This window comes from Halalkalicoccus subterraneus, assembly GCF_003697815.1.
Classification (GTDB): Archaea; Halobacteriota; Halobacteria; order Halobacteriales; family Halalkalicoccaceae; genus Halalkalicoccus; species Halalkalicoccus subterraneus.
This window is the reverse complement of sequence record NZ_RDQG01000030.1, coordinates 1-21611: the sequence shown is the minus strand read 5'-3', so window position 1 is coordinate 21611 and position 21611 is coordinate 1. Positions and strand designations below refer to the sequence as shown.

Annotated in this window: 21 protein-coding genes; 16 read left to right on the top strand and 5 right to left on the bottom strand. The window is 65.7% G+C overall.

Annotation, left to right across the window (positions count from 1 at the left end):
• Window positions 1–1313: thermosome subunit beta (gene thsB, locus EAO80_RS08475; RefSeq protein WP_122089489.1), on the bottom strand; the 1313-nt coding region annotated here is incomplete at its 3' end.
• Between the two features lie 341 nt (window positions 1314–1654).
• On the opposite strand from thsB, the gene EAO80_RS08470 reads away from it, so the two are divergent.
• Together EAO80_RS08470 and EAO80_RS08465 are read left to right on the top strand one after the other, a co-directional pair.
• Complete coding sequence (locus EAO80_RS08470) at window positions 1655–1954, top strand: hypothetical protein (protein ID WP_245998538.1); 300 nt, start codon at window positions 1655–1657, stop codon at window positions 1952–1954.
• Between the two features lie 275 nt (window positions 1955–2229).
• Window positions 2230–4332, top strand: a complete 2103-nt coding sequence (locus EAO80_RS08465; protein WP_122089484.1) for a minichromosome maintenance protein MCM — start codon at window positions 2230–2232, stop codon at window positions 4330–4332.
• A 5-nt stretch (window positions 4333–4337) separates the two neighbouring features.
• Here the strand turns inward: EAO80_RS08465 and hisA are convergent, their stop codons facing one another.
• Window positions 4338–5066 carry a 1-(5-phosphoribosyl)-5-[(5-phosphoribosylamino)methylideneamino]imidazole-4-carboxamide isomerase gene (hisA, locus tag EAO80_RS08460; RefSeq protein WP_122089488.1) on the bottom strand — a complete coding sequence of 243 codons (729 nt, stop codon included), beginning with the start codon at window positions 5064–5066 and terminating at the stop codon, window positions 4338–4340.
• 218 nt (window positions 5067–5284) lie between these two features.
• Here hisA and fer point away from each other — a divergent pair, with 218 nt between their 5' ends.
• The 4 genes from fer (at window position 5285) to EAO80_RS08440 (ending at window position 8431) form a co-directional block, all read left to right on the top strand.
• Entirely contained in the window at window positions 5285–5674 is a 390-nt protein-coding gene (gene fer / locus EAO80_RS08455; RefSeq protein ID WP_122089487.1) for a ferredoxin Fer, read from the top strand.
• A 112-nt stretch (window positions 5675–5786) separates the two neighbouring features.
• A complete protein-coding gene (locus tag EAO80_RS08450) occupies window positions 5787–6725 on the top strand; it encodes an A24 family peptidase (RefSeq protein ID WP_211330668.1) in 939 nt (312 codons plus the stop codon).
• A gap of 223 nt (window positions 6726–6948) precedes the next feature.
• A complete protein-coding gene (hisI, locus tag EAO80_RS08445; protein WP_122089483.1) occupies window positions 6949–7314 on the top strand; it encodes a phosphoribosyl-AMP cyclohydrolase in 366 nt (121 codons plus the stop codon).
• Window positions 7307–8431, top strand: coding sequence for a DUF7118 family protein (locus EAO80_RS08440; RefSeq protein ID WP_122089482.1), 1125 nt, complete (start codon window positions 7307–7309; stop codon window positions 8429–8431). Before hisI ends, EAO80_RS08440 begins: the two co-directional genes overlap by 8 nt.
• Here EAO80_RS08440 and EAO80_RS08435 read toward each other — a convergent pair.
• Entirely contained in the window at window positions 8404–8766 is a 363-nt protein-coding gene (locus EAO80_RS08435; RefSeq protein WP_122089481.1) for a group I truncated hemoglobin, read from the bottom strand. The two genes, EAO80_RS08440 and EAO80_RS08435, sit on opposite strands and share 28 nt — an antisense overlap.
• Window positions 8767–8919: 153 nt before the next feature.
• Here EAO80_RS08435 and EAO80_RS19630 point away from each other — a divergent pair, with 153 nt between their 5' ends.
• The gene (locus tag EAO80_RS19630) at window positions 8920–9087 is read left to right on the top strand and encodes a hypothetical protein (protein ID WP_162993930.1); all 168 of its coding nucleotides are present in this window, start codon (window positions 8920–8922) and stop codon (window positions 9085–9087) included.
• A gap of 14 nt (window positions 9088–9101) precedes the next feature.
• On the opposite strand, the gene glmM is transcribed toward EAO80_RS19630, so the two are convergent.
• Window positions 9102–10463 carry a phosphoglucosamine mutase gene (gene glmM / locus EAO80_RS08430; RefSeq protein WP_122089480.1) on the bottom strand — a complete coding sequence of 454 codons (1362 nt, stop codon included), beginning with the start codon at window positions 10461–10463 and terminating at the stop codon, window positions 9102–9104.
• A gap of 74 nt (window positions 10464–10537) precedes the next feature.
• Between glmM and EAO80_RS08425 the strand changes: the two genes are divergently transcribed.
• Together EAO80_RS08425 and prs are read left to right on the top strand one after the other, a co-directional pair.
• Window positions 10538–11302 (top strand): HVO_0234 family beta-propeller protein, encoded by a 765-nt coding sequence (locus EAO80_RS08425; RefSeq protein WP_122089479.1) that lies wholly within the window; start codon window positions 10538–10540, stop codon window positions 11300–11302.
• Between the two features lie 51 nt (window positions 11303–11353).
• Complete coding sequence (gene prs, locus EAO80_RS08420) at window positions 11354–12202, top strand: ribose-phosphate diphosphokinase (RefSeq protein ID WP_122089478.1); 849 nt, start codon at window positions 11354–11356, stop codon at window positions 12200–12202.
• Here the strand turns inward: prs and ileS are convergent.
• Window positions 12194–15421 (bottom strand): isoleucine--tRNA ligase, encoded by a 3228-nt coding sequence (gene ileS / locus EAO80_RS08415; protein WP_122089477.1) that lies wholly within the window; start codon window positions 15419–15421, stop codon window positions 12194–12196. The genes prs and ileS overlap by 9 nt on opposite strands.
• Window positions 15422–15675: 254 nt before the next feature.
• Between ileS and EAO80_RS08410 the strand changes: the two genes are divergently transcribed.
• The 7 genes from EAO80_RS08410 to EAO80_RS08380 all read left to right on the top strand — a co-directional run.
• Window positions 15676–16302 carry a uracil-DNA glycosylase gene (locus EAO80_RS08410; protein WP_122089476.1) on the top strand — a complete coding sequence of 209 codons (627 nt, stop codon included), beginning with the start codon at window positions 15676–15678 and terminating at the stop codon, window positions 16300–16302.
• Window positions 16303–16334: 32 nt separating this feature from the next.
• Window positions 16335–16760: an HIT family protein gene (locus tag EAO80_RS08405; RefSeq protein WP_122089475.1), complete on the top strand. Its 426-nt coding sequence runs from the start codon at window positions 16335–16337 to the stop codon at window positions 16758–16760.
• A 264-nt stretch (window positions 16761–17024) separates the two neighbouring features.
• On the top strand, window positions 17025–17909 hold the full coding sequence (locus EAO80_RS08400) for a transcription initiation factor IIB (RefSeq protein ID WP_122089474.1): 885 nt from the start codon (window positions 17025–17027) through the stop codon (window positions 17907–17909).
• Between the two features lie 38 nt (window positions 17910–17947).
• The gene (gene hisB, locus EAO80_RS08395) at window positions 17948–18535 is read left to right on the top strand and encodes an imidazoleglycerol-phosphate dehydratase HisB (RefSeq protein WP_122089473.1); all 588 of its coding nucleotides are present in this window, start codon (window positions 17948–17950) and stop codon (window positions 18533–18535) included.
• Window positions 18535–19038 (top strand): amino acid-binding protein, encoded by a 504-nt coding sequence (locus tag EAO80_RS08390; RefSeq protein WP_122089472.1) that lies wholly within the window; start codon window positions 18535–18537, stop codon window positions 19036–19038. Before hisB ends, EAO80_RS08390 begins: the two co-directional genes overlap by 1 nt.
• Window positions 19035–19631 (top strand): IMPACT family protein, encoded by a 597-nt coding sequence (locus EAO80_RS08385; RefSeq protein WP_122089471.1) that lies wholly within the window; start codon window positions 19035–19037, stop codon window positions 19629–19631. Before EAO80_RS08390 ends, EAO80_RS08385 begins: the two co-directional genes overlap by 4 nt.
• A gap of 44 nt (window positions 19632–19675) precedes the next feature.
• Window positions 19676–21611 (top strand): S9 family peptidase (locus EAO80_RS08380; RefSeq protein WP_162993929.1); only part of this gene is annotated, 1936 nt, incomplete at its 3' end.

Genomic DNA, 21611 nt, shown 5'->3' with positions numbered 1-21611 from the left:
GCCTCGACCGCGAGCTGTTCGCGGCCCGAGACGGAGTCGGCGTAGTCGCGCAGGCGCGAGGCGACCTCGACCTCGACCGCACCGCCGCCCGCGAGCACGCGACCGTCCGAGACGGTCTGTGCGACGACTTCGAGCGCGTCGTTGATGCCGCGTTCGAGCTCGTCGACGACGTGCTCGGTGGAGCCACGCAGCAGGAGGGTGACGCCGTGGGCGTCCTCGCCGGTGACGTAGAACATCTCGTCGGTCTCGTCGCGCGTGACGCTGCCGTAGCCGAGTTCGGCCTCGGTCGCGCTGTCCAGATCGGAGACGACCGCGGCGTCGAGGACCTCCTTCAAGAACTCGAGGTCGGACTTCTTCGCGCGCCGGACGGCCAGAATGCCCTCCTTCGCGAGGTAGTGCTGGGCGAGGTCGTCGATGCCCTTCTGGCAGAAGACGACGTTCGCGCCGGTCTCCTTGATCTGCTCGACCTTCTGTTTGAGCTGGGCTTCCTCCTGATCGAGGAACTGCTGGAGCTGATCGGGGCTGTCGATGCTCACATTTGTATCGGCGTTGGCTTCCTCGACCTCGATGGCCTCGTTGACCAGGAGGACCTTCGCGTCCTCGACCTCGGTGGGCATGTCGTCGTGGACGGGGTCCTTGTCGACGATGGCGCCCTCCAAAAGCTCGCTTTCGCTCGCGGAGCGACCGGTCTGGGTCTCGATCTCGAGGAACTCGAGGTCGACGATGTTGTCGCCCTCGTCGGTCTCGACGGTGACCTGGCTGACTGCGTCGATGATCAGCTGAGCGAGGTGCTCCTTGTTGAGCTCGGCGCCCTTGCCGGTCATGGAGGTCTCGGCGACCTTCTTCAGGAGCTCCTCGTCGCCAGGGTCGACCTGCTCGGCGACGTTGTCGACTTCCTCACGAGCCTGCTCCGAAGCCATGTGGAAGCCCTTGATGATCGCCGTCGGGTGGATCTCCTGTTCGAGGAGGTCCTCGGCGTTTTTCAACAACTCGCCCGCGATGGCAACGGCAGTAGTCGTCCCGTCGCCGGCCTCGTCCTCCTGGGTTTCCGCGACCTCGATGATCATCTCGGCGGTCGGGTTGTCGATGTCCATCTCCTTGAGGATGGTCACGCCGTCGTTGGTGATGGTGACCCCGCCCGTCGAATCGACGAGCATCTTGTCCATCCCCTTCGGGCCGAGCGTCGAGCGGACCGATTCCGCGACCGCTCGTGCCGCAGAGATGTTGTAGTCCTGCGCGTTCTGGTCCTGTACGCGCTGTGCGTCGTCCCCCATGATGATCATGGGCTGACCCTGTTGCATTCGCTGGCTCATAGTCACTCGAATCGTTGTTTGTGGTTCTATATAAAAACACCGATTCTCGTCAAACCGGTGTCTTCCGCAGATCGAAGGAAATCGGTCGAAATACCTGTTTTCCGGTATATCACGCCTATTCATGTGGCATGCTATCAGTGTCCTCCGGGTGGACGATAGTTCGATTGGAAGCGGTTTAAATACAGGACGGTACGGTAGCCACCGGGAGGGCAGCCACCACGTCAACGACCGTATGATCGGGCACGGAAAGACGGATCAATACGGAGCGAATCGGTTCTCTCCTTGATCCGTTCGGAACTGTCCGAATAGTTAATAGAAAAGAGGTGATACATCAACGCATGATGATCGAACTGGATCGCTGGTTGCAGCCACGGAATCGGACGGAGGTGATAATCGCTCTCGTGGTCGGGTACTGTTTGGTCGGACTCCTCGTCTCGTATTGGATAGGCGGAATCAATTGGGACAATCCGTCCGTTGTCGCGTGGATCGGAACTGTAACAGCGGTCACGATCGGCGCGTTGATAAGCGCGTTCGGGATCGTCACGGGAGATTATTACCGGCGACGGGAGATGTATCTCACCGGAATGAAACTCTTTGGCGCGATAGCACTGTTCATGATCGCTAGTACGGCGATCGTATAAAGGACGCCAGCAGACCCACCGCGAGCGAACGAGCGTGAACGAGCGAGCCGAGGACCCCCGGAGGGGGTGACGAGGCTTTTGGTCCGCTCAATGAGCGAAGCTCATTGGCGTCAGCGGGATCGAAGATTCCGCCGGACAGCGTTTGCCAACGAGCGAAACGAGCGTAGTTCGAGACGGCAGAGCCGTTCGTCATCCCGAAAGGCTTCGCCTTTCGGACGACAGCAAAAGGTGGGTCCCGAAGGTTCATACACGGTCGGCGGCTACAGAAGTCAGCAATGGCTAGTGCGGAGAACCAGGAGCTCGTCGGCCGGTTCGAGGAGTTCTACCGGACCTACTACCACGACGAGATCGGCACGCTGGCACAGCACTACCCGAACGAACAGCGTTCGCTCTATCTCGACTGGACCGACCTGAACCGCTTCGATCCCGACATCGCGGACGACTTTCGCAACCAGCCCGAGCAGATGCAACCGTACGCCGAGGAGGCGCTTCGTCTCTACGACCTCCCGGTGGACGTGAGCCTCGGACAGGCCCACGTCCGGGTGCAGAACCTCCCGGCCCCGACCGACATCCGGGAGATCCGCTCGAAGAACGTCAACACGCTCGTCGAGGTGCGCGGCATCGTCCGCAAGGCCACCGACGTGCGCCCGAAGATCCAGCAGGCGGCCTTCGAGTGCCAGCGCTGTGGCACCCTCACGCGGATCCCCCAAACGGGTGGGGACTTCCAAGAACCGCATCAGTGTTCGGGCTGTGAGCGCCAGGGCCCCTTCCGAATCAACTTCGACCAGTCCGAGTTCATCGACGCCCAGAAGCTCCGGATCCAGGAGAGCCCAGAGGGGCTGCGCGGCGGGGAGACCCCCCAGAGTCTGGACGTCCACATCGAGGACGACGTCACCGGCGAGGTCACGGCCGGCGACCACGTCCGGGTAACGGGCGTGTTGCACCTCGAACAGCAGGGCTCGAACCAGGAGAAATCGACCATGTTCGACATCTACATGGACGGCCACACGGTCGAAGCCGAGGAGGAGCAGTTCGAGGACATGGAGATCACCGACGAGGACAAGCAGGCCATCGTCGAACTCTCTTCGGACCCGAACATCTACGAGCGGATGGTCGACAGCCTCGCACCCTCGATCTACGGCCACCGGCAGGCCAAACTCGCGATGACCCTCCAGCTGTTTTCGGGCGTCACGAAACACCTGCCCGACGGCTCGCGCACCCGTGGGGACATGCACATGCTCCTGATCGGGGACCCCGGAACGGGGAAGTCCGCGCTGTTGCAGTACATCCGCAACATCGCGCCCCGCTCGGTCTATACCTCCGGGAAGGGGTCCTCCTCGGCCGGTTTGACGGCCGCCGCCGTGCGCGACGACTTCGGCGAAGGCCAGCAGTGGACCCTCGAGGCGGGGGCTCTCGTCCTCGCCGACCGGGGGATCGCCGCGGTCGACGAGCTCGACAAGATGCGTCCCGAGGACCGCTCGGCGATGCACGAGGCACTCGAACAGCAGTCGATCTCGATCTCGAAGGCCGGAATCAACGCCACCCTCAAGTCGCGGTGTTCGCTGCTCGGTGCGGCGAACCCCAAATACGGACGGTTCGACCAGTACGAGCCCATCGGCGAGCAGATCGACCTCGAACCCGCCCTCATCTCCCGGTTCGATCTGATCTTCACCGTTACCGATAAGCCCGACCCAGAGGAGGACCGCAAGCTCGCCCAACACATCCTCCAGACGAACTACGCCGGCGAACTGAACACACAACGAACCAGCCTCGCCGCGCCGGACGTCAGTCGCGAGGAGGTCGACGCCGTCACCGAGGAGGTCGCCCCCGACATCGACGCGGAGTTGTTGAGGAAGTACATCGCCTACGCTCAGCAGAACTGCTTCCCGCGGATGACCGACGACGCCCGCGAGGCGATCCAGGAGTTCTACGTCGACCTGCGCTCGAAGGGTGCCGACGAGGACGCCCCGGTTCCCGTTACTGCCCGAAAACTCGAAGCGCTCGTGAGGCTCGGGGAGGCGAGCGCCCGCGTCCGGCTTTCGGATACCGTCGAGCGCGAGGACGCCGAACGCGTCATCGAGATCGTCCGCTCCTGTCTGCAGGACATCGGCGTGGATCCCGAGACCGGCGAGTACGACGTCGACGTGATCGAGACTGGCCGGTCGAAAACCCAGCGCGACCGCGTGAAGGGGATCAAGGAGATCATCCGCGAACTACAGGAGGAGTACGACGGCGAACCCGGCGCACCTCAGGAGACGGTCATCGGGCGCGCCGCGGAGGCCGGCATCGAGGACAGCAAGGCCGAACACGAGATCCAGAAGCTGCGAGACAAGGGCGAGATCTATTCGCCCGACCAGAACCACCTCAGGCTGGTCTAAGCGATTCAGGCCACTGCGTCGGTCGCCTCTTCGAGCGAGAACCGCCCCTCGTAGAGGGCGGTTCCGACCACCACGGCGCTCGCACCCGCCTCCTTCAGCACCCGCACGTCCTCGACGCTCGCGACCCCGCCGCTCGCGACCACGGGAATCGACACCGCCTCGGCGATCCGCTCGACGGGATCGGTTTTCACGCCCTCCAACTGTCCCTCGACGTCGACGTTCGTAAAGAGGATCGCGCCGGCACCCAGCTCCTCGTAGCGGGCGGCGGCCTCGGCGGGATCTAGACCAGTACCCTCGGTCCAGCCCGACACGACCACCTCGCCGTCCTTCGCGTCAAGGCTCACCATCACGCTGTTCTCGTGTTCGTCGCTGATCTCGCGGACGATCTCGGGGGTCTCGACCGCCGCCGTCCCGAGGATCACCCGGTCGACGCCGCGATCCAGCAGGGAGATCGCCTCGTCGGCGGTGCGGATCCCGCCGCCCAACTGGACCGCGACCTCGTCACCGACCGCCCCCAGCACGGCCTCGACGGCGGGGGCGTTCCTCCGCTCGCCCTCGAACGCGCCGTCGAGATCTACGAGGTGGAGGGTTCGCGCGCCCGCCGCGATCCACCGGCGAGCGGCTTCCGCGGGGTCGCCGTAGCGTTTCTCGGTGCCGCGTTCCCCCTGCACCAACTGGACGACCTCGCCGTCCTGCATGTCGACGGCGGGGATCACCTCGTAGGCATCGAACATGGTCGCGATCACACCCGGGGTACGCCTAAACACACCGGTCCTGGCGTCGACTCGATTCCCGGTTGCAGGGCCTCACGCGGGTTTTGGTCGACCAAATTTACGGCCAAATTATATCAGAACGTAGCCGTTGTGAGGTTTGAGGACGCGAGAATCGGGGAAAGAGCCGATCGAGAAATGAACAGCAAGGTCTAACAGGCATGGCGACGAAGGACCGGGTGATGCCAACAGTAGAATACCTCAACTACGAGACGCTGGACGACCAGGGCTGGGACATCGAGGACGACGACCTCTTCGATAAGGCCGCCGACGCCGGCTTCGACGACGAAGACTACGGGACGCTCGACGTCAACGAGGGCGAGTACATCCTCGAGGCCGCCGAGGCCCAGGGCTACGACTGGCCCTTCTCGTGTCGCGCCGGTGCGTGTGCGAACTGCGCAGCGATCCTCTTCGAGGGCGAGATCGAGATGGACATGCAGCAGATCCTCTCGGACGAGGAGGTCGACGACAAGAACGTCCGTCTGACCTGCATCGGCTCGCCCGACGCCGACGAGGTCAAGATCGTCTACAACGCAAAGCACCTCGACTACCTCCAGAACCGCGTTATCTGAGGTCGTTCGGCCGTTTCCGATCGTTTTTCACGTTCCATCGGTATCGATCACCGGTGGCTCTGCGTCCGGTCGGCCACAAGACATTCATCCGCCGAGTGCGCCTCTTCGATTCGTGCCCGCCTCGGTCCCCGACCTCCTGCGCTTGCTCGCGGTTCCCGTTCTCCTCTGGGCGGCCCACCGTGACGTCCGAACCCGACGAGTCCCCGATCAGGCCTGGCAGCCCCTGTTCGCGCTCGCGTGCGTGCTGTTCGTCTGGGACGGAATCGCCTCCTATCAGGCGGGCGGATCCACATGGATCTTGTTCGCCATCGGTGCCGGAATCAGCCTGCTGCTGGTGATCCCCGCCTCGTATGGGTTCTGGCACTTCGGTGCCTTCGGCGGTGCGGACGCGAAGGCGCTGATCGTCCTCACCGTGCTCTTTCCGACGATACCCTCCTACGCGATCGGGTCGTACGCACTGCCGCTGGTCGAACCTCCCACGGGGGCGTTCGCGCTGACGATCCTGTCCAATACAGTGCTCGTCGGGGCGTGCTACCCGCTCGTGCTCGCGCTCAGGAACGCGCTCGCCGGACGGTTTACACCATGGATGGTCGTCGGCTGGCCGGTTCACTGGCGCGAGCTGCGCGAGACGCACGGCCGGCTGCTCGAAACCGAGTCGGGGTTCACCCGATCGGGGCTCGACCTCGACGCCCTACGGATGTACCTCCGGTGGCGGGGGACGACGCTCGCGGAGCTTCGCGAGGAGCCCGATCGCTTTCGTGATCCGGGCTCGCTGCCCGCCGAACCGTCGCCGGCGGGCGACGGGGCGATCACCGACGGGGGGCGGGTCACGGACGACTGGGGGGCCGAGGCGTTCCTCGCGGACGTCGGATCGGCCTACGGCACCACGCCGGCGAGCCTGCGCGAGGGGCTCGACGTCCTGACGATGCGGGAGACCGTCTGGGTCTCCCCGGGGATCCCGTTTCTCGTGCCCATCCTGGTCGGCCTGCTCGTCGGGCTCACGTACGGTGACGTGTTGACGGCCGCTCTGCGGGCCGTCGGCATGGTATAGCGCGTCGAAGACGGTCGGAAACACTCCGGTGCTCACATCGTCGGACGACGGCGTTCGCTTCCTCGCCATTTCGCGACGACCGGTCCACCGCTCCCGTTCGGAGTCGTTCGATCGGGACGACCGGCCGTCGACTGCTCGCGGGCAGGGTGGTTCGTCTCGGCCGACCGAACTGCGCTGGGGGCGGGACAGAAGACCTATTCGCGAGCGCCGGTTCACTCGACGTATGAGCGACGTGGATCTCGAGTTCGATTCGCGGGGTCTGCTGCCCGTGATCGCGCAGGACGCCGAAACGGACGACGTGCTGATGCTCGCCTACGCGAACCGCGAGGCGATCGAGCGAACCAGGGAGACCGGGCGCGCACACTACTACTCGCGCAGTCGAGAGGAGCTCTGGGAGAAGGGCGCGACCAGCGGCCACACCCAGGACGTCGCGGAGATCCGCACCGACTGCGACGGCGACACCCTGCTGTATCGCGTCGAGCAGTCGGGCGGGGCCTGTCACACCGGCCACCGGACGTGTTTCTACCGGACCATCGAGGGCGAGCACGTCGGCGAGCGGGTGTTCGACCCCGACGACGTGTATGAGTGACCTCGAACCGCGACTCGCCGACGCGCACGAGGAGTACGACGCCGCACGGACGGCCGTCGAGGAGTTCGGTGAGGACGAACTCCGTCGGCTCGAACGCGTCCGGGATCGGCTGAGGGAGCTGTTCGAACGCTACGAGGACCGGGCGACCGGCACCGGCGATTTCAGGGGCTTCATCGAGTTCCAGAGCCAGCTCGACGCGCTCGTCTCCGAACTCCCCGAGGGAGCGCGCCACCGCGAAAGCGTCGAGGCCGTCGAGGACTGCTTCGACAAGCGGCGGCTGAACGCGGGGGATTTCGAGCGCGCTCGGGCGGAGCTCGAACCCGTCGATGAGGACATCGACCGGTTGCGCGAACGCGAACGGGCCCGCGAGCGCCTACGTGAGGCGCGCCTCGATGCCGAGGGACGGATCGAGGAGTTAGAGCGGGAGGTCAGTGCGTACGACGACCTGCTCGCGCTGTCGGACGTCGACTTGGACGCACCGGTCGCGGACCTGCGAGTGCCCATCGAGGGATACAACCGGGCGGTCGACGCGGCGTTTTCCAAGTATCTCGAACGGGCGAGCGCCCGCGAGGTCGTCTCGTTTCTCGACCGGACCGAGTGGTTCCCGCTTGTCGACACGCCACGAATGCCGGCCGATTTGCGGGCGTACATCGAACGCGCCGAGGCCGGCACGGAGCCGATCCCGAAACTGCTCGAGTATGCGGAGCATTCGCGCTCGAAACTGGACCACTACGTCGCGGACGCCGACGCGCTCAAGCGGGCGGTCACGACCCAGCGCACGGCGCTCGAACGGATCGACGCGACACCCCTTCAACTGGAATGGCCGCCCCGACCGGCCGACGAACTGCGCTACCGGCTCCGGGAGCTCCGGGCGGTCGTAACCGGGTTCGCCCCCGTGGAGACGATCGCCCACCTGCGGGAGGTCCGCGAGGTGGCGCGCGATCCCGACTACGAACGCCTCCGTCGGGCGGCCGAGGTCCGCGAACGGCTCGACGAGCGGGAGCGAGAGCGGCTCGTGAGCGGCGCTGTCGGGGACGACAGGGAGCAGGCGATCGAGGAACGGGAACGGTTGCGGGAAGCGCTCGGCCGTTACGCGCCGACGATGTCGTCCTCGTAGCTCGCGACCTCGTCGAGGACGGCCTCGCGCTCGGTCTCGGGCACGTCGAAGTCCTTCAGAGCCGTGTCGAGGTGCTTCGCGATGGCGTCGAACTCCTCTGTGGTGATGCCCATGCCCTCGTGGGCCGCCCGCATGTCCGCGCCGGTGTACTCGACGGGACCGCCGGTGACGGAGCTGATGAACTGGGTCTGGTGGGCGACCTGTTGCTGCATGTCGACGTCCTCGAAGTAGCCATTGACCAGGTCGTCGTCCATGACGTAGCCGTAGAACTGCTTGACGACGGCCTCGATCGAGTCCTCGCCGCCGAGCCGATCGTAGAGCGTTTGCTCTGGCATACGGGTTCGTGCTCACGGCGAAGCGGTATAACTTGTGGGCCGAACGGGTTCGGGCAAGCGACGTCGGCTGCGATCCGTGTCCCTGTGTCGACGCCATGCGGCCGGAAAGACGTGAGGAGGATGCTTTTTTACTCGTACTTCTATTCGTATAGAATGGTATCCACAGAGAACGAAGTGGTCGCCGTCACGGCGACGACCGCGCTCGTGTTGCTGGTCGGACTGTCCGCATACACGGACCTCTCGTCGGGGGTCGTTGCCGGCGTCGTGTTCGTCGTCGGTATCCTCCTCCCGCAGGTGTATCTCAACTACGGCCGGGCATAGACGGACCGGCCGGATCACCCGGTGTCTTCGAGTGCGGCCTCGGCGGCGTCGTAGAGCCGTGCAGCCAGTTCCTCCGCACGCTCTTTCCCGCGGGCCTCGGCGTAGACGCGGATGACCGGCTCGGTCCCGCTGGGACGAGCAAGCACCCAGCCGTCGCCGTAGTCCAGACGCACGCCGTCGGTGGTGTTGGTCCCGGCGTCCTCGTTCTCGGCGACCCGGTCGACCGCCGCGAGCATCGCCTCGCGCTGGTCGCGGCTCTCGTAGGTGAGCTTCAGCCGGACGTTGCGATAGCCGCCGAAGGGCTCGACCACCTCGCTTGCGGGCTTGTCTACCACCAGTTCGAGGAATCGGGCGGCGATGTACGCCCCGTCGCGCGCCAGGCTGTACTCGGGGAAGTAGATCCCGCCGTTGCCCTCGCCGGCGACCGGGACCGAGACGCCCTCGGCGCGCAACTGCTGGATCCGGCTCGTGATGTAGGTGCTGCCGATGGGGGTGAGTTCGAGGGTCGCCCCCGTCCGGTCGCAGACGTCGACCAGCCGCTGGGAAACGTTGACCGCGGCGACGGTGGCGTCTCGGGGGCCGAGTTCCGCGTCCGCGAGCGCCGCCAGCGCCGCGTCGCCCTCGATGTAGGTTCCCGATTCGTCGAAGAAGATCGCCCGGTCGCCGTCGCCGTCGTGGGCGATCCCGACGTCGGCGTCGCTCGTGGCGACGAGTCGGCCCAGATCCTCGAGGTTCGCCTCGACGGGTTCGGGGTCCCGGCCGGGGAACCGGCCGTCGGGCTGGGCGTTAACGGTGAGAACCCGACAGCCCAGTTCCCGAAAGAGCCGCGGGCTGGTGAGCGAGGCAGCACCGTGACCGGGGTCGATCGCGACCGTCAGGTCGGCGAGCTTCTCCGCGTCGACCGCCTCGCGGACGCTCCCGATATACCGTCGGATGGCGTCCTCGACGGCGAACTCGTCGCCGGTCCGGACCCACGAGCGCGCGCCGTCGACCTCCGAAAGGAAGGCCTCCTCGACGGTTTCGAGCTCCGAGACCGAGAGTTCGATCCCGTCGGCGCCGATGAGTTTGACGCCGTTGTACTCGGGTGGGTTGTGCGAGGCGGTGATCATCACCGCCGGAACGCCCTCGCGGGCGGCGTAGGCCTGTGCGCCGGGCGTGGGGAGCACGCCGAGGCGATGAACGTCACAGCCGACGCTCTGGAGGCCCGCAACGGCGGCGTTTTCGAGCATGCGTCCGGTCGAGCGTGTGTCGCGGGCGATGGCGACACGGTCGGCTTCCCAGACCGTCCCCGCGGCCGCGACGACCTGCAGGACGAACGCCGGCGTGATCTCTTCGTTCGCAACCCCACGCGTCCCGCTCGATCCGAACACGTCCATCGCCTGTCTGTGGGGAGCGACGGGGCAAATGGATTCCGGAACAGCCATTTGGCGCCCGAGCGCGAACCCTCGGTATGAGCAGCATCGAGGAGAAGCGCGTCTACGCCGACAAAAGCGGCGAGCGGAGCGTCTATCTCGCGACCGATCTCGGGGTCCTCGGCGTCTCCGTCTCGGACGACCTGATCGGGAGTTTCGGCATCGAACACCGGTGTCACGCCCGCGACCTCGCGTGGGTCGACGGCCTCGCTGTCGCAACCGACGAGGACGTCCTGTTCGAGGGCGAGCCCACGGATTTCGGCCCCGCGGTCGCCGTGGGCGGGGCCGAAACGCCGATTGCCGTCGGCCCCGAGGGTCGAGTCGCCCGCTTGGAGGGAGAGGAGTGGACCGACATCGGAAGCCTCGACGACGTCCGGGCGGCCAACGGCGACCTGCTGGCGACCGGCGAGGGCGTCTATCGCGTCGGCGACGGCCTCGACCATGTCGGTTTAGAGGGTGTACACGACGTTTCGGTTCCGGGAGTTCCGCTGGCGGCGACCGATGCGGGGATCTATCGACTCGGAAACGGCTGGATGCACGAGTTCGAGGGGGAGTTCGACCGCGTTTCGGGCATCGGCTCGCCCGGAGAACTCTCCCTGGGGGCCACACTCGCTGCCGGGGCCCTCTCCACCTACGACGGCGAGTGGCACGAGCGCGAGACGCCCGAACCGTTCGTGGCGGTGGCGGTCGGCGAGGCGGTCTACGGTGCGAGTTCCGACGGAACGCTGTACGTCGACGCGGGCGACGGCTGGCGCTCGCAGGCGCTCGGCGTCTCGGGGATCCGGGCGATGCTCGTTCGGTAGTGCTCCGGTGAGACCGAAAACGGGTTTAGCGCGCCCGGTGCATCCACGGGTATGATCGTACCCGGTTCGTCCTCACAGTCGCTCGCCGCGGCCCTGTCGAGCGAACTCGACCGGACGCTTGCACCCGTCGAGTTCGAGCGCTTTCCCGACGGCGAACTGCTCGCCGCCGCGCCCGATGTCGAGGGGGATTCCGCGGTGATCGTCGCCTCGACGACGACGAGCGACGCCCACCTCGAGCTGCTCCAGCTCCAGGACGCGCTTCGCGAGAGCGGCGTCTCAAATATCACGACCGTCCTCCCCTACATGGGCTACGCCCGCCAGGACAGCGCCTTCGAGCCGGGCCAGCCGGTCTCGGTTCGGGCTGTCGCCCGTGCGGTGAGTACGGGAACTGACCGCGTGCTGACGGTCTCGCCTCACGAGGAGAGTGCCCTCGAACACTTCTCGGTACCTGCACACGCCGTCGACGGGGCGGGCGTGCTCGCAGACCCGCTTCCCGACCTCGCCGATCCCGTCTTCCTCTCGCCCGACGCGGGGGCGATCGAACTCGCCGAGACGGTGCGGGATTCGTACGGCGGAGGCGAGGTCGACTACTTCGAGAAGACCCGCCACTCGGGCAGCGAGGTCGAGATCACGCCAAGCGACGTCGAAGTGGAAGGCCGGGACGTCGTGATCGCCGACGACATCATCGCGACCGGTTCGACGATGAGCGGGGCGATTTCCGCACTCGAAACCCCGAGAAGCGTGTTCGTGACCTGCGTCCACCCGATGCTCGCAGCCAACGCCAGAACGAAACTCGCCCGCGCGGGCGTCGAGCGGGTGTATGGAACCGACACCATCGAACGCGCCGAGAGCGAGGTCAGCGTCGCCGGCCCGCTGGCCGAAGCGATCCGCTCATTCTAAGGATTCGATCGCGATGTCCATCGTGACGCCCTCGACCTCCCATTCCCTGCGGTGGCCGTCCTCGACCGCCCCGAGCTCTGCCGCACGGACTTCCTCCGCGATCAGCTCCTCGTGTTCGCTCACGAACCCGGCGATCCGGTCGTCTGCGATGTCGAGGGCGAGGCGGATCGACGCGTCGAGGGGCAGGTCGAGCTCCTTTCGCATCTCCTGCACTCGTCGAATGACCTCGCGGGCGTAGCCCTCGCTCTCGATTTCCTCAGTGAGCTCGGTGTCGACGTAGACGACGCCCAGCCCGTCGCCCTCGATCGTGATACGCGATCCCGAGATCGCCTCGGGGGTCTCCTCGGTGAACTCGATCATCTCCGCGCGAAGCTCGACCTCCTCGCCGAGTTCCGTCGAGACGGCGGTTTCGAGGGCGTCAAGGGAGGGCTCGTCGATCCGGGCCTCGTTGAGCGCGCCCATGACCTCCCCCGCTTGATCGCCGAACGCCGGGCCGAGAACGCTCATGTCGGCCGTGGCGCTGTAGGCGAGGTCCTCGAAGCGCTCCTCCGACGCGATCACATGAACCTCGCGGGCGTTGAGACGCTCTTCGAGGAGTTCTTGCTGGCGGGCGACGGCCTCGGCGAGGCGGTCGTCGCCCGCCGCGACCACGACACGGGAAACGGGCCAGCGGAGCTTCCGTTCGGCCCGCTGGCGGGCGTTCGAGCCCGCCTCCTCGACCGCCCGGACGAGTTCGATATCGGTTTCGAGTCGCTCGTCGGTCCAGTACTCCTCCTCCTCGGGCCATTCGAGCATGTGGACGGTGTCGTGGCCCCGGTCACCCGTCAGCGCGCCGTAGATCTCCTCGGTGACGAAGGGCGCGTAGGGCGCCAGCAGCGCACAGACCTCCCGAAGAACGTGATACAGCGTGGCATATGCGGCGTTCTTCGAAGGGCTGTCCTCCTCGTCCCACATGCGCTCGCGCACGACCTGAATGTAGAACCGGGAGACGTCCTCGACGACGAAGTCCATCAGCGCCGAGAGCGCCTGGTCCTGGCGGAAGTCGTCCCATGCCTCGGTCATCTCGCGGGTCACGGTCTGGAGCCGGGCGAGGATCCACTCGTCGACGAGTTCGAGGTGTGCGTCGACGGATTCGAGGTCGGTCTCCTCTGGGTCGAACCCGTCCATGCGCATGTACGGCAGGGGGAACCGGAAGACGTTCCAGAGGATGTTCAAATTTCGCTCCATCGTCGCCATCTCGTCCCACGAGAAGCGCATGTCCTCGCCCTGCGGGTTGACCGAGAGCAGGAACAGGCGCATCGCATCCGAGCCATGCCTCTGGATCGCCTCGTGGGGCTGGACGACGTTGCCCACCGACTTGGACATCTTCTTGCCCTCGCTGTCGTTGGCGAAGCCGTGCATCAACACCTCGTCGTAGGGGACCTCGCCGAGCGCGGCCGTTCCCATGCCGAGTTGGGACCAGAACCACCCGCGGGTCTGGTCGTGGGCCTCCATGATCAGGTCGGCGGGCCACAGCTCCTCGAAGGCCTCCTGCTCGCCCGGGTAGTCGAGGGTGCCCCACGAAGCCACCGAGGAATCGAGCCAGACGTCGAAGACGTCCGGAACGCGCTCGTAGGTGGTTCCCTCCTCGGTGATGGTCAGGTCGTCGACGGTCGGGCGGTGAAGGTCCACCTCCTGCGGGTCGACGTCTCCGTCCACGCGCTCGGCGAGTTCCTCCCGGGAACCGATCACGATTACCTCACTCATCTCGCCCGACCAGTCTTCGGGAACCCAGATCGGGATCGGGATCCCCCAGTAGCGCTGTCGGGAGACGTTCCAGTCGGGGGCGTTCTCGACGAAGTCCCTGAATCGGTTGTCTCGTGCCCACTGTGGGTGCCACTCGCTGTCCTCGATGTTATCCAGCAGTTCCTCTTTGACGTCGGTGATCGTGATGAACCACTGGTCGGTCGCCATCTGCAGAATGGGGGTATCACACCGCCAGCAGTGGCCATACGAGTGTGTGATGGTGCCCGAGGCGACGAGCAGACCCTTTTCAGCCAAGTCGGCGGTGATCCCCTCGTCGGCGTCCTTGACGAACTGGCCCTCGTAGGCGCCGCCCTCGGCGGTGTAGACGCCGTCGCCGCCGATCGGACAGAAGATCGGGAGTCCGAGTTCGGTACCGCGCTCGAAGTCGACCTCACCGTGGCCCGGCGCGGAGTGCACCAGTCCGGTGTCCTCGGCCTCGACGTAGTCGGCGTGGTAGACCTGCCGGGTCCCCTCACTGTCGGGATTGTCGGGGACCTCTTCGCTCAGCGGGTGGTCGTATTCCCAGCCGAGCATTTTCGAGCCCGACAGTTCCTCCTCGACCTCGTACTCGTCGTAGCGCCCCTTCGAGAGGACGTTCTCGACACAGTCGGCGGCGACGTAGAGGACGTCCTCCTCGCCGTCGCGGGTGGCGCGGACCTTCTGGTAGGTCAACTCCTCGCCGACCGCGACGAACTCGTTTGCCGGAATGGTCCACGGCGTCGTCGTGTAGATGACGAGGCTTCCCTCCCGTTCGGAGAGTGAGAACTCGACGTAGACCGTCGGGTCCTCGCGGTCCTCGTACTCGACCTCGTTGTTCGCGATCGCGGTCTCACAGCGGGGACACTGGCTGATCGAGCGCTTCCCCTGATCGACCAGTCCGCGCTCGGCGACCTGCGAGAACCCCCACCATGCCGCCTCCATGTACTCTGGCGAGACCGTTTTATACGGATCGTCCCAGTCCATCCAGACGCCGAAGGACTTGAAGTCGTTCTGGAGGCCCTCCAGTTGCTCGTCGGCGAACTCCTTGCACTCGGCGATGAAGTTCTCCATGCCGAACTCCTCGATGTCCTTCTTGTTCTCGAAGCCCAGCCGTTCCTCGACTTTCGTCTCGATGGGCAGCCCGTGCATGTCATAGCCCGGGCGGTCGGTTACGTCGTGGCCCCGCATCCGGATGTGGCGGATGTAGGCGTCCTTCAGGCTCTTGTTCCACGTCGTCCCCATGTGGGCCGCACCGGAGGTGTACGGCGGCCCGTCGACGAAGAAGAAGGGCTCCTCGTCGGCGAAGGCCTCCTTCGTTTGCTCGTAGGCGTCGACCTCCTCCCAGTGATCGAACACCCGCTTTTCGAGTGCCTCGGGGTCGTACTGGTCGGGCACCTCCCCGAACCGTCCGCCGTCCTCCGAGGGCTCTCCGTCCTCGGTATCGGACCTGCTCATACCAGTAGGAACCCGACGGGGCGGTAAAGAGCGTTCGGTCGAAAGCCCTCGGCACGGCTTGGCAGCCGTACCTCGCCCTTTTCATTTCCTCCAGGCAGCATTGCGAGCAGTTCGGATCCGAACTGCTCACTCAGGATGCCAGCCCTTCCCCGTCCCGCTCACGCGGGCGGCGAGATGCCGCCCGCGCTCGCGCCGGCCACCGCATCTCGTTCCGTCTCGACACGGCTTTGGTCGGTGGGATCTTGGGATTTGTCGTGCCCGAGTACCCCGATTCACGAAACGTCCTCGAACCGAACTGCACCCGGTGTCCCCACCTCGCGGAGACCCGCGAGTGCATCTCGTGGGGGACCGGACCGCTCGACGCCGACGTGCTGGTCGTCGGCGAGGCTCCCGGCGCGGGCACGCCCGAGGCCGACCTGTGGAGGGGCGGCAACTGGACCGGGATGGCCTACACCGCCCGCCACTCGGGGCGGGTGATCCGCGATCTCATGGAGGACGTCGGGTATCACGACGCCTACTACACGAACGCAGTGAAGTGCTTTCCACCCGATGGCGAGGGTTCTAATCGGGAGCCCACCGACGAGGAACTGACGACCTGCCGGACCCACCTCGTGACCGAGGTCGAGCAGGTCGAGCCCAGCGCGATCGTCCCCACTGGCAAACACGCCACCGAGACGCTGCTCGCGCTCGACGACCGGAGTCTGGACGGCTTCACCGACCACGTCCTGACGCCGATCGACTGCGAGGCGCTCTCGACGACGCTCCTGCCGGTGCTTCACCCGTCCTATCAGAACATCTGGATCGCGCGGCTGGGCTACGAATCTGAGGAGTATCGCGCGGAGCTGCGCGAGGAGCTCGACGCGCTATGTGTGGGCGGGTAACTTTCTTACTCCGAGCTACCGCACGTCGGGACATGGCAAGCATCTTCAGCCAGATCGTCGAGGGCGAGATCCCCGCACGCGTCGTCTACGAGGACGAGACGACGTTCGCCTTCCTCGACGCGAATCCGCTCGCGCCGGGTCACACTCTCGTGATCCCCAAAGAGGAGTACGAGCGCCTGAACGACCTGCCCGACGAGGTCGCGAGCGATCTTTACGATACGCTCCATCGACTGATCCCCGTCGTCGAGGACGCGGTCGACGCCCCCGCCTCGAACGTCGCGTTCAACAACGGCGAGGCCGCCGGCCAAGAGGTCCCGCACGTCCACGGCCACATCATCCCCCGGTTCGAGGACGACGGCGGCAACCCGATCCACGCGATCGCCGGCTCCTCACCCGATCTCGACGACGAAGAGTTGGACGATATTGCCGAGAGAATCTCGGCAAACCACCGGACGTAGTACGGTAATATCACGGAGAGAACCTCTACGAACGATCAGGAGTAACTCGATTATATCCCGGAGATGATCGCTGTGAGTGACGAGGTAGCTGATGACACTGACGAGACCACTTGGTCACGGTAGGATTTATATAGATATATTGAGAGATGAATAATAGCATATCGAGATGAGAACAGGAGATCCGTGGATCGATCGCATTTGTGTGTTGTTTTTAACTATCAGTATCATATAGTTTTAAGTATGAGTTTTGTATATTACAGAGTGATGACAGTAAAAAGTCCGTTGACCTGTCCCGAATGCAGTGGTTCACTCCAGACAGACGACATCGAGACGACCTGCTCCCGATGTGGGCTGGTCGTCGAGGAAGAGCGGATCGATCCCGGACCCGAGTGGCGATCGTTCGAGGACGAGGAAACGGATCGCCGCCGGACGGGTGCGCCGCTGTCGCGCTCGCGCCACGACTACGGCCTCTCGACGGAGATCGGTTACGGTGGGCTCAACAGGGCGACCGGGCGAAAACGCAGGCTATACGCTCGAATACGAAAGTATAACAAACGATCGCAGTGCGGGTCGAAAGCCGATCGAAACCAACGCGATGTGTTCATGCAGATCCGCCGCCTGACCTCGGCGCTCTCGCTTCCCGACTCGGTTCGGGACCAGGCCTGCGATCTGTTTCGCTCCGCACAGAACGAGGGGATCGTCACGGGACGCTCGCTCGAAGGGTTCACCGCCGCGGCGGTGTACGCCGCCTGCCGGGTCCATCGCGTCTCCCGAACCCGTGCCGAGATACTCGACGCCTCGCGGGCCTCTCAGGCTGAACTCAACGCCGCCTACGACGCGATCAACCGCGAACTCGGCCTGCCCGTCGGGCCGCTCGATCCCGGCGAGTACATCCCCCGATTCGGGACCCGCCTGGATCTCACGAGGGAGGTACGAAGCCGTGGCACGGAACTGCTCGAATCGGCTGTCGAACGGGAACTGATCGGCGGGCACAACCCCGCGGGCGTCGCGGCGGCCTGTCTGTATACTGCCGCCAAAGAACGTGAGGAGGGCGTCACGCAGAAACAGGCCGCCGCAGTCGCAGACGTAAGCGTCCCGACGGTTCGCGTGACCTATCAGGCACTGTGTGATGCCGAACTCACCGGCTAAGCGCAACCACCATGTACATTCGGCGTGTTCGGTCGGCCATGACCGACCGGACGGCGGAGATCACGAGAGAGACCGCCGAGACCGAGATCGAGTGTGTACTCGAAATCGACGGCAACGGCGATTCGGAGGTAGAAACGGGGATCGCCTTCTTCGACCACATGCTGGCCGCCTTCGCGACCCACGGCCTCTTCGACCTCACTGTCAGATGCGACGGCGACCTAGAGATCGACGACCACCACACCGTCGAGGACGTCGCGATCGTCCTCGGCGAGGCCGTCTCGGAGGCCGTCGGCGACAAATCGGGGATGGTCCGCTACGCCGACCGGCGGGTTCCGCTCGACGAGGCGATCGCCTCCGTAGTAGTCGACGTCAGCGGCCGACCCCGGTTCTACTTCGACGGCGAGTTCTCCCAGGACTCGGTGGGCGAGCTGACCAGCGACATGGCGCGCCACTTCGCCGAATCGCTCGCGATGAACGCCGGACTCACGCTCCATCTGGGTGTCGAGGGCGAGAACGCCCACCACGAGATCGAGGCGTTGTTCAAATGCCTTGCCCGCGCGCTCGACGACGCGACCCGGATCGACGAGCGCCGCGGCGGGACCCCGAGCACGAAGGGACAGTTGTGATGTTCGACGAGATCATGGCCAAGTTCGAGGGCTCGCCCAGCCAGCAGGCGGTGATAAGACTGCTGCTCGAACGAGGGTTCTCGGTCAACGACGACGGTCGTGTCGTTTCAGGGACTATCGAGATCCCGAACACGCAGGTCGCCAGCGAGATCGGCGTCGACCGGCGGGTCGTCGACTCGACCACGAGCGCGATCCTCGCGGACGAGGAGCTCAGGCTCGTCTTCCAGAACATCTCCCAGATCCCCAGCCTGATGGATCTCGCGCCCGTGATCGACCTCTCGACGCTGACGATCGCGGTGCGGGATGCGGGCCAGGAGGGGATCGTCGCCACTATCACGGGACTGCTCGCCGAGAACGACATTTCGATCCGCCAAACGGTGAGCGAGGACCCGGAGTTCACCGACGAGCCCCGCCTCTACATCGTCACCGACGAGCCGATTCCGGGCGACGTGCTCAACGACCTGCGCGAACTCCCGTTCGTCCGGACGCTCGAACTCCAGTGAGCGAGACCTACCGCACCGTCGGGACGCGAGCCAGCGCCGCCTTCGAAGTACGGGGCTCGGAGTTCATCGGCCACGTCAAGCCCGTCGAGACGGTAGCCGGGGCGGAGGCGTTCGCCGCGGAGGTCGAGGCGGAGCACGCCGACGCCACCCACCACGTTCCCGCGTATCGAGTGCGGGCTGATCCGTTCCGGGAGTACTCCAGTGACGACGGCGAGCCCTCGGGATCGGCCGGGAAACCGGCCCTGAACGTCCTGCAGGGCGAGGGGATCGAGAACGCCGTCTGTGTGGTCACCCGGTACTACGGCGGCACCCATCTGGGGTACGGCGGACTCGTCCGGGCGTACTCGCGGGCCGTCAGTGAGGCGCTCGACGCCGCCGGGATCGTCGAGGAACGCCCCCACGACAGCCTGAAGATCGCCGCCGAGTACGACGATTCCGGTACCGTGCGGGGGATCATCGAAAGCTCCGGATGCGAGTTCGATGCCACCTACGACGAGCGCGCGACCTTCGCGGTGCGGGTCCCAAGCGAGGAGCGCGCGGAGCTGTGTGACAGGCTCCGGGACGCCACCAGCGGGCGGGTCGGGATCGAGTAGTTTCGAACCGAAACCCTATTCGCGTCGGCTTCCGAGTCCGAACCATGCAGACGATCAGCGCTAGCGACTACCACGAGCTCGTTCGGGTGGGCGATCCACGGCTCTCGCCCGACGGCGAACGCGTGGCGTTCGTGCGGACGACGCCGAGGGATGACGAGGGGAACGAGGCGACGATCCACACCGCGTCGCTGGGTGGCGGCGATTTCCGGCGGTTCACCCTCACTGAGGGCGTCGATTCGGAACCGCGGTGGAGCCCCTCGGGCGACCGACTCGCGTTCGTGAGTACGCGCGGCGATGACGACCGAGCGCAACTCTGGGTTGCCCCCACCGACGGGGGCGAAGCGTGGCGGGTGACGAACGTCGTCGGCGGGGTCTCACGGATCGCCTGGAGGCCCGACGGCGAGCGAATCGCCTTCGTCCAATCGAGCACGGAGGAGGACCGCGAGGAGGGTCGAGACGTCGGACTCGACGGCGAGGAATACGAACCCGAAACCCCCGATCCGCGGGTGATCGACCGGCTGGTCTACCGCGCCGGACAGCGCTATTTCGACGGCGGGCGAAGCCACGTCTACACCGTCGCACTCGATCCGACGAGCAGCGGCGAGATCACCCGGTTGACCGACGGCGACTACGACTACGTCGCCCCCGAGTGGGGCGATAGCGAGACGATCTACTACGCCGCGAAACGTACCGACGACCCCGACGACAACGCCGTCCACGACGTGATCGCACACGACGTCGAGGGCGGATCCGAGGAGGTCCTCGTACAAACGACCGGCTGGACGGTCGGACTCGCCGTGACCGCCGACGGCCGGGTCGCGTACCACCACACGCCCGACGGGGGATCGACGCTCCGCCAGACCGACCTCCGGGTGTTCGACCGGGCAAGCGAAACCGAAACGACCGTCACGGGGTCGCTGGATCGCACCGTCGAGGGCACCCCGACATGGGGTCCCGACGAGAACCACCTCTATTTCCTCACGCCCGACGAGGGGGACGTGGCCCTCCGGCGCGCGGATGAGGACAGGATCGAGACCGTCGCCCGCGACGGCCACGTCGACGGGTTCGATCCCGGACGGGATGCCGTAGCGATGACGAAAAGCGAGTGGGACCATCCGGGCGACGTGTTCGTCTCGACGCCCGCCGGCGCCGAGACCAACCGGCTCACGCGGGTCAACGACGAGTATCTGACCGATCGGGCGGTCCCCCAGCCCGAGGAGCTGTGGTTCGAATCGGACGGCGAGGATGTCCAGGGCTGGGTGCTGACCCCGCCGGACATGGAGGACGGGGAATCGTACCCGCTGGTCGTCGAGATCCACGGCGGTCCCCACGCGATGTGGAGCACTGCGGGCACGATGTGGCACGAGTTTCAAAGTTTAGCTGCGCGGGGCTACGTCGTCTTCTGGTGCAACCCGCGGGGCTCGACGGGCTACGGCGAGGAGCACATGGCCGCCATCGAGCGCGATTGGGGAGCGGTGACCGCGCGTGACGTGCTCGCGGGCGCGAAGACGGTCTGCGAGCGCCCCTTCGTCGACGAGACGGAGCAGTTCGTTACGGGCGGGAGTTTCGGAGGATACATGACCGGCTGGCTGGTCGGCCACACGAACAGGTTCGAAGGTGCAGTCGCCCAGCGCGGCGTCTACGACCTGTCGAGCTTCTACGGTTCGACGGACGCGTTCAAGCTCGTCGAGTGGGATTTCGGGACCGAGCCGTGGGAGGAGCCGGAGTTCCTCTGGGCCCAGTCGCCGGTCGCCTCCGCGGGCGAGGTCGAGACGCCGACGCTCGTGATCCATGCCGACGAGGACTTCCGGGTGCCCGTCAACAACGGGGAAATGTTCTACCTCTTCCTCAAGAAAAGCGGGGTCGAGACCCGCCTCGTGCGCTACCCTCGCGAGGGCCACGAACTCTCGCGCTCGGGCGAGCCCGGCCATATCGTCGACCGGATCGAGCGGGTCGCCCGCTGGTTCGACGGCTACTCCG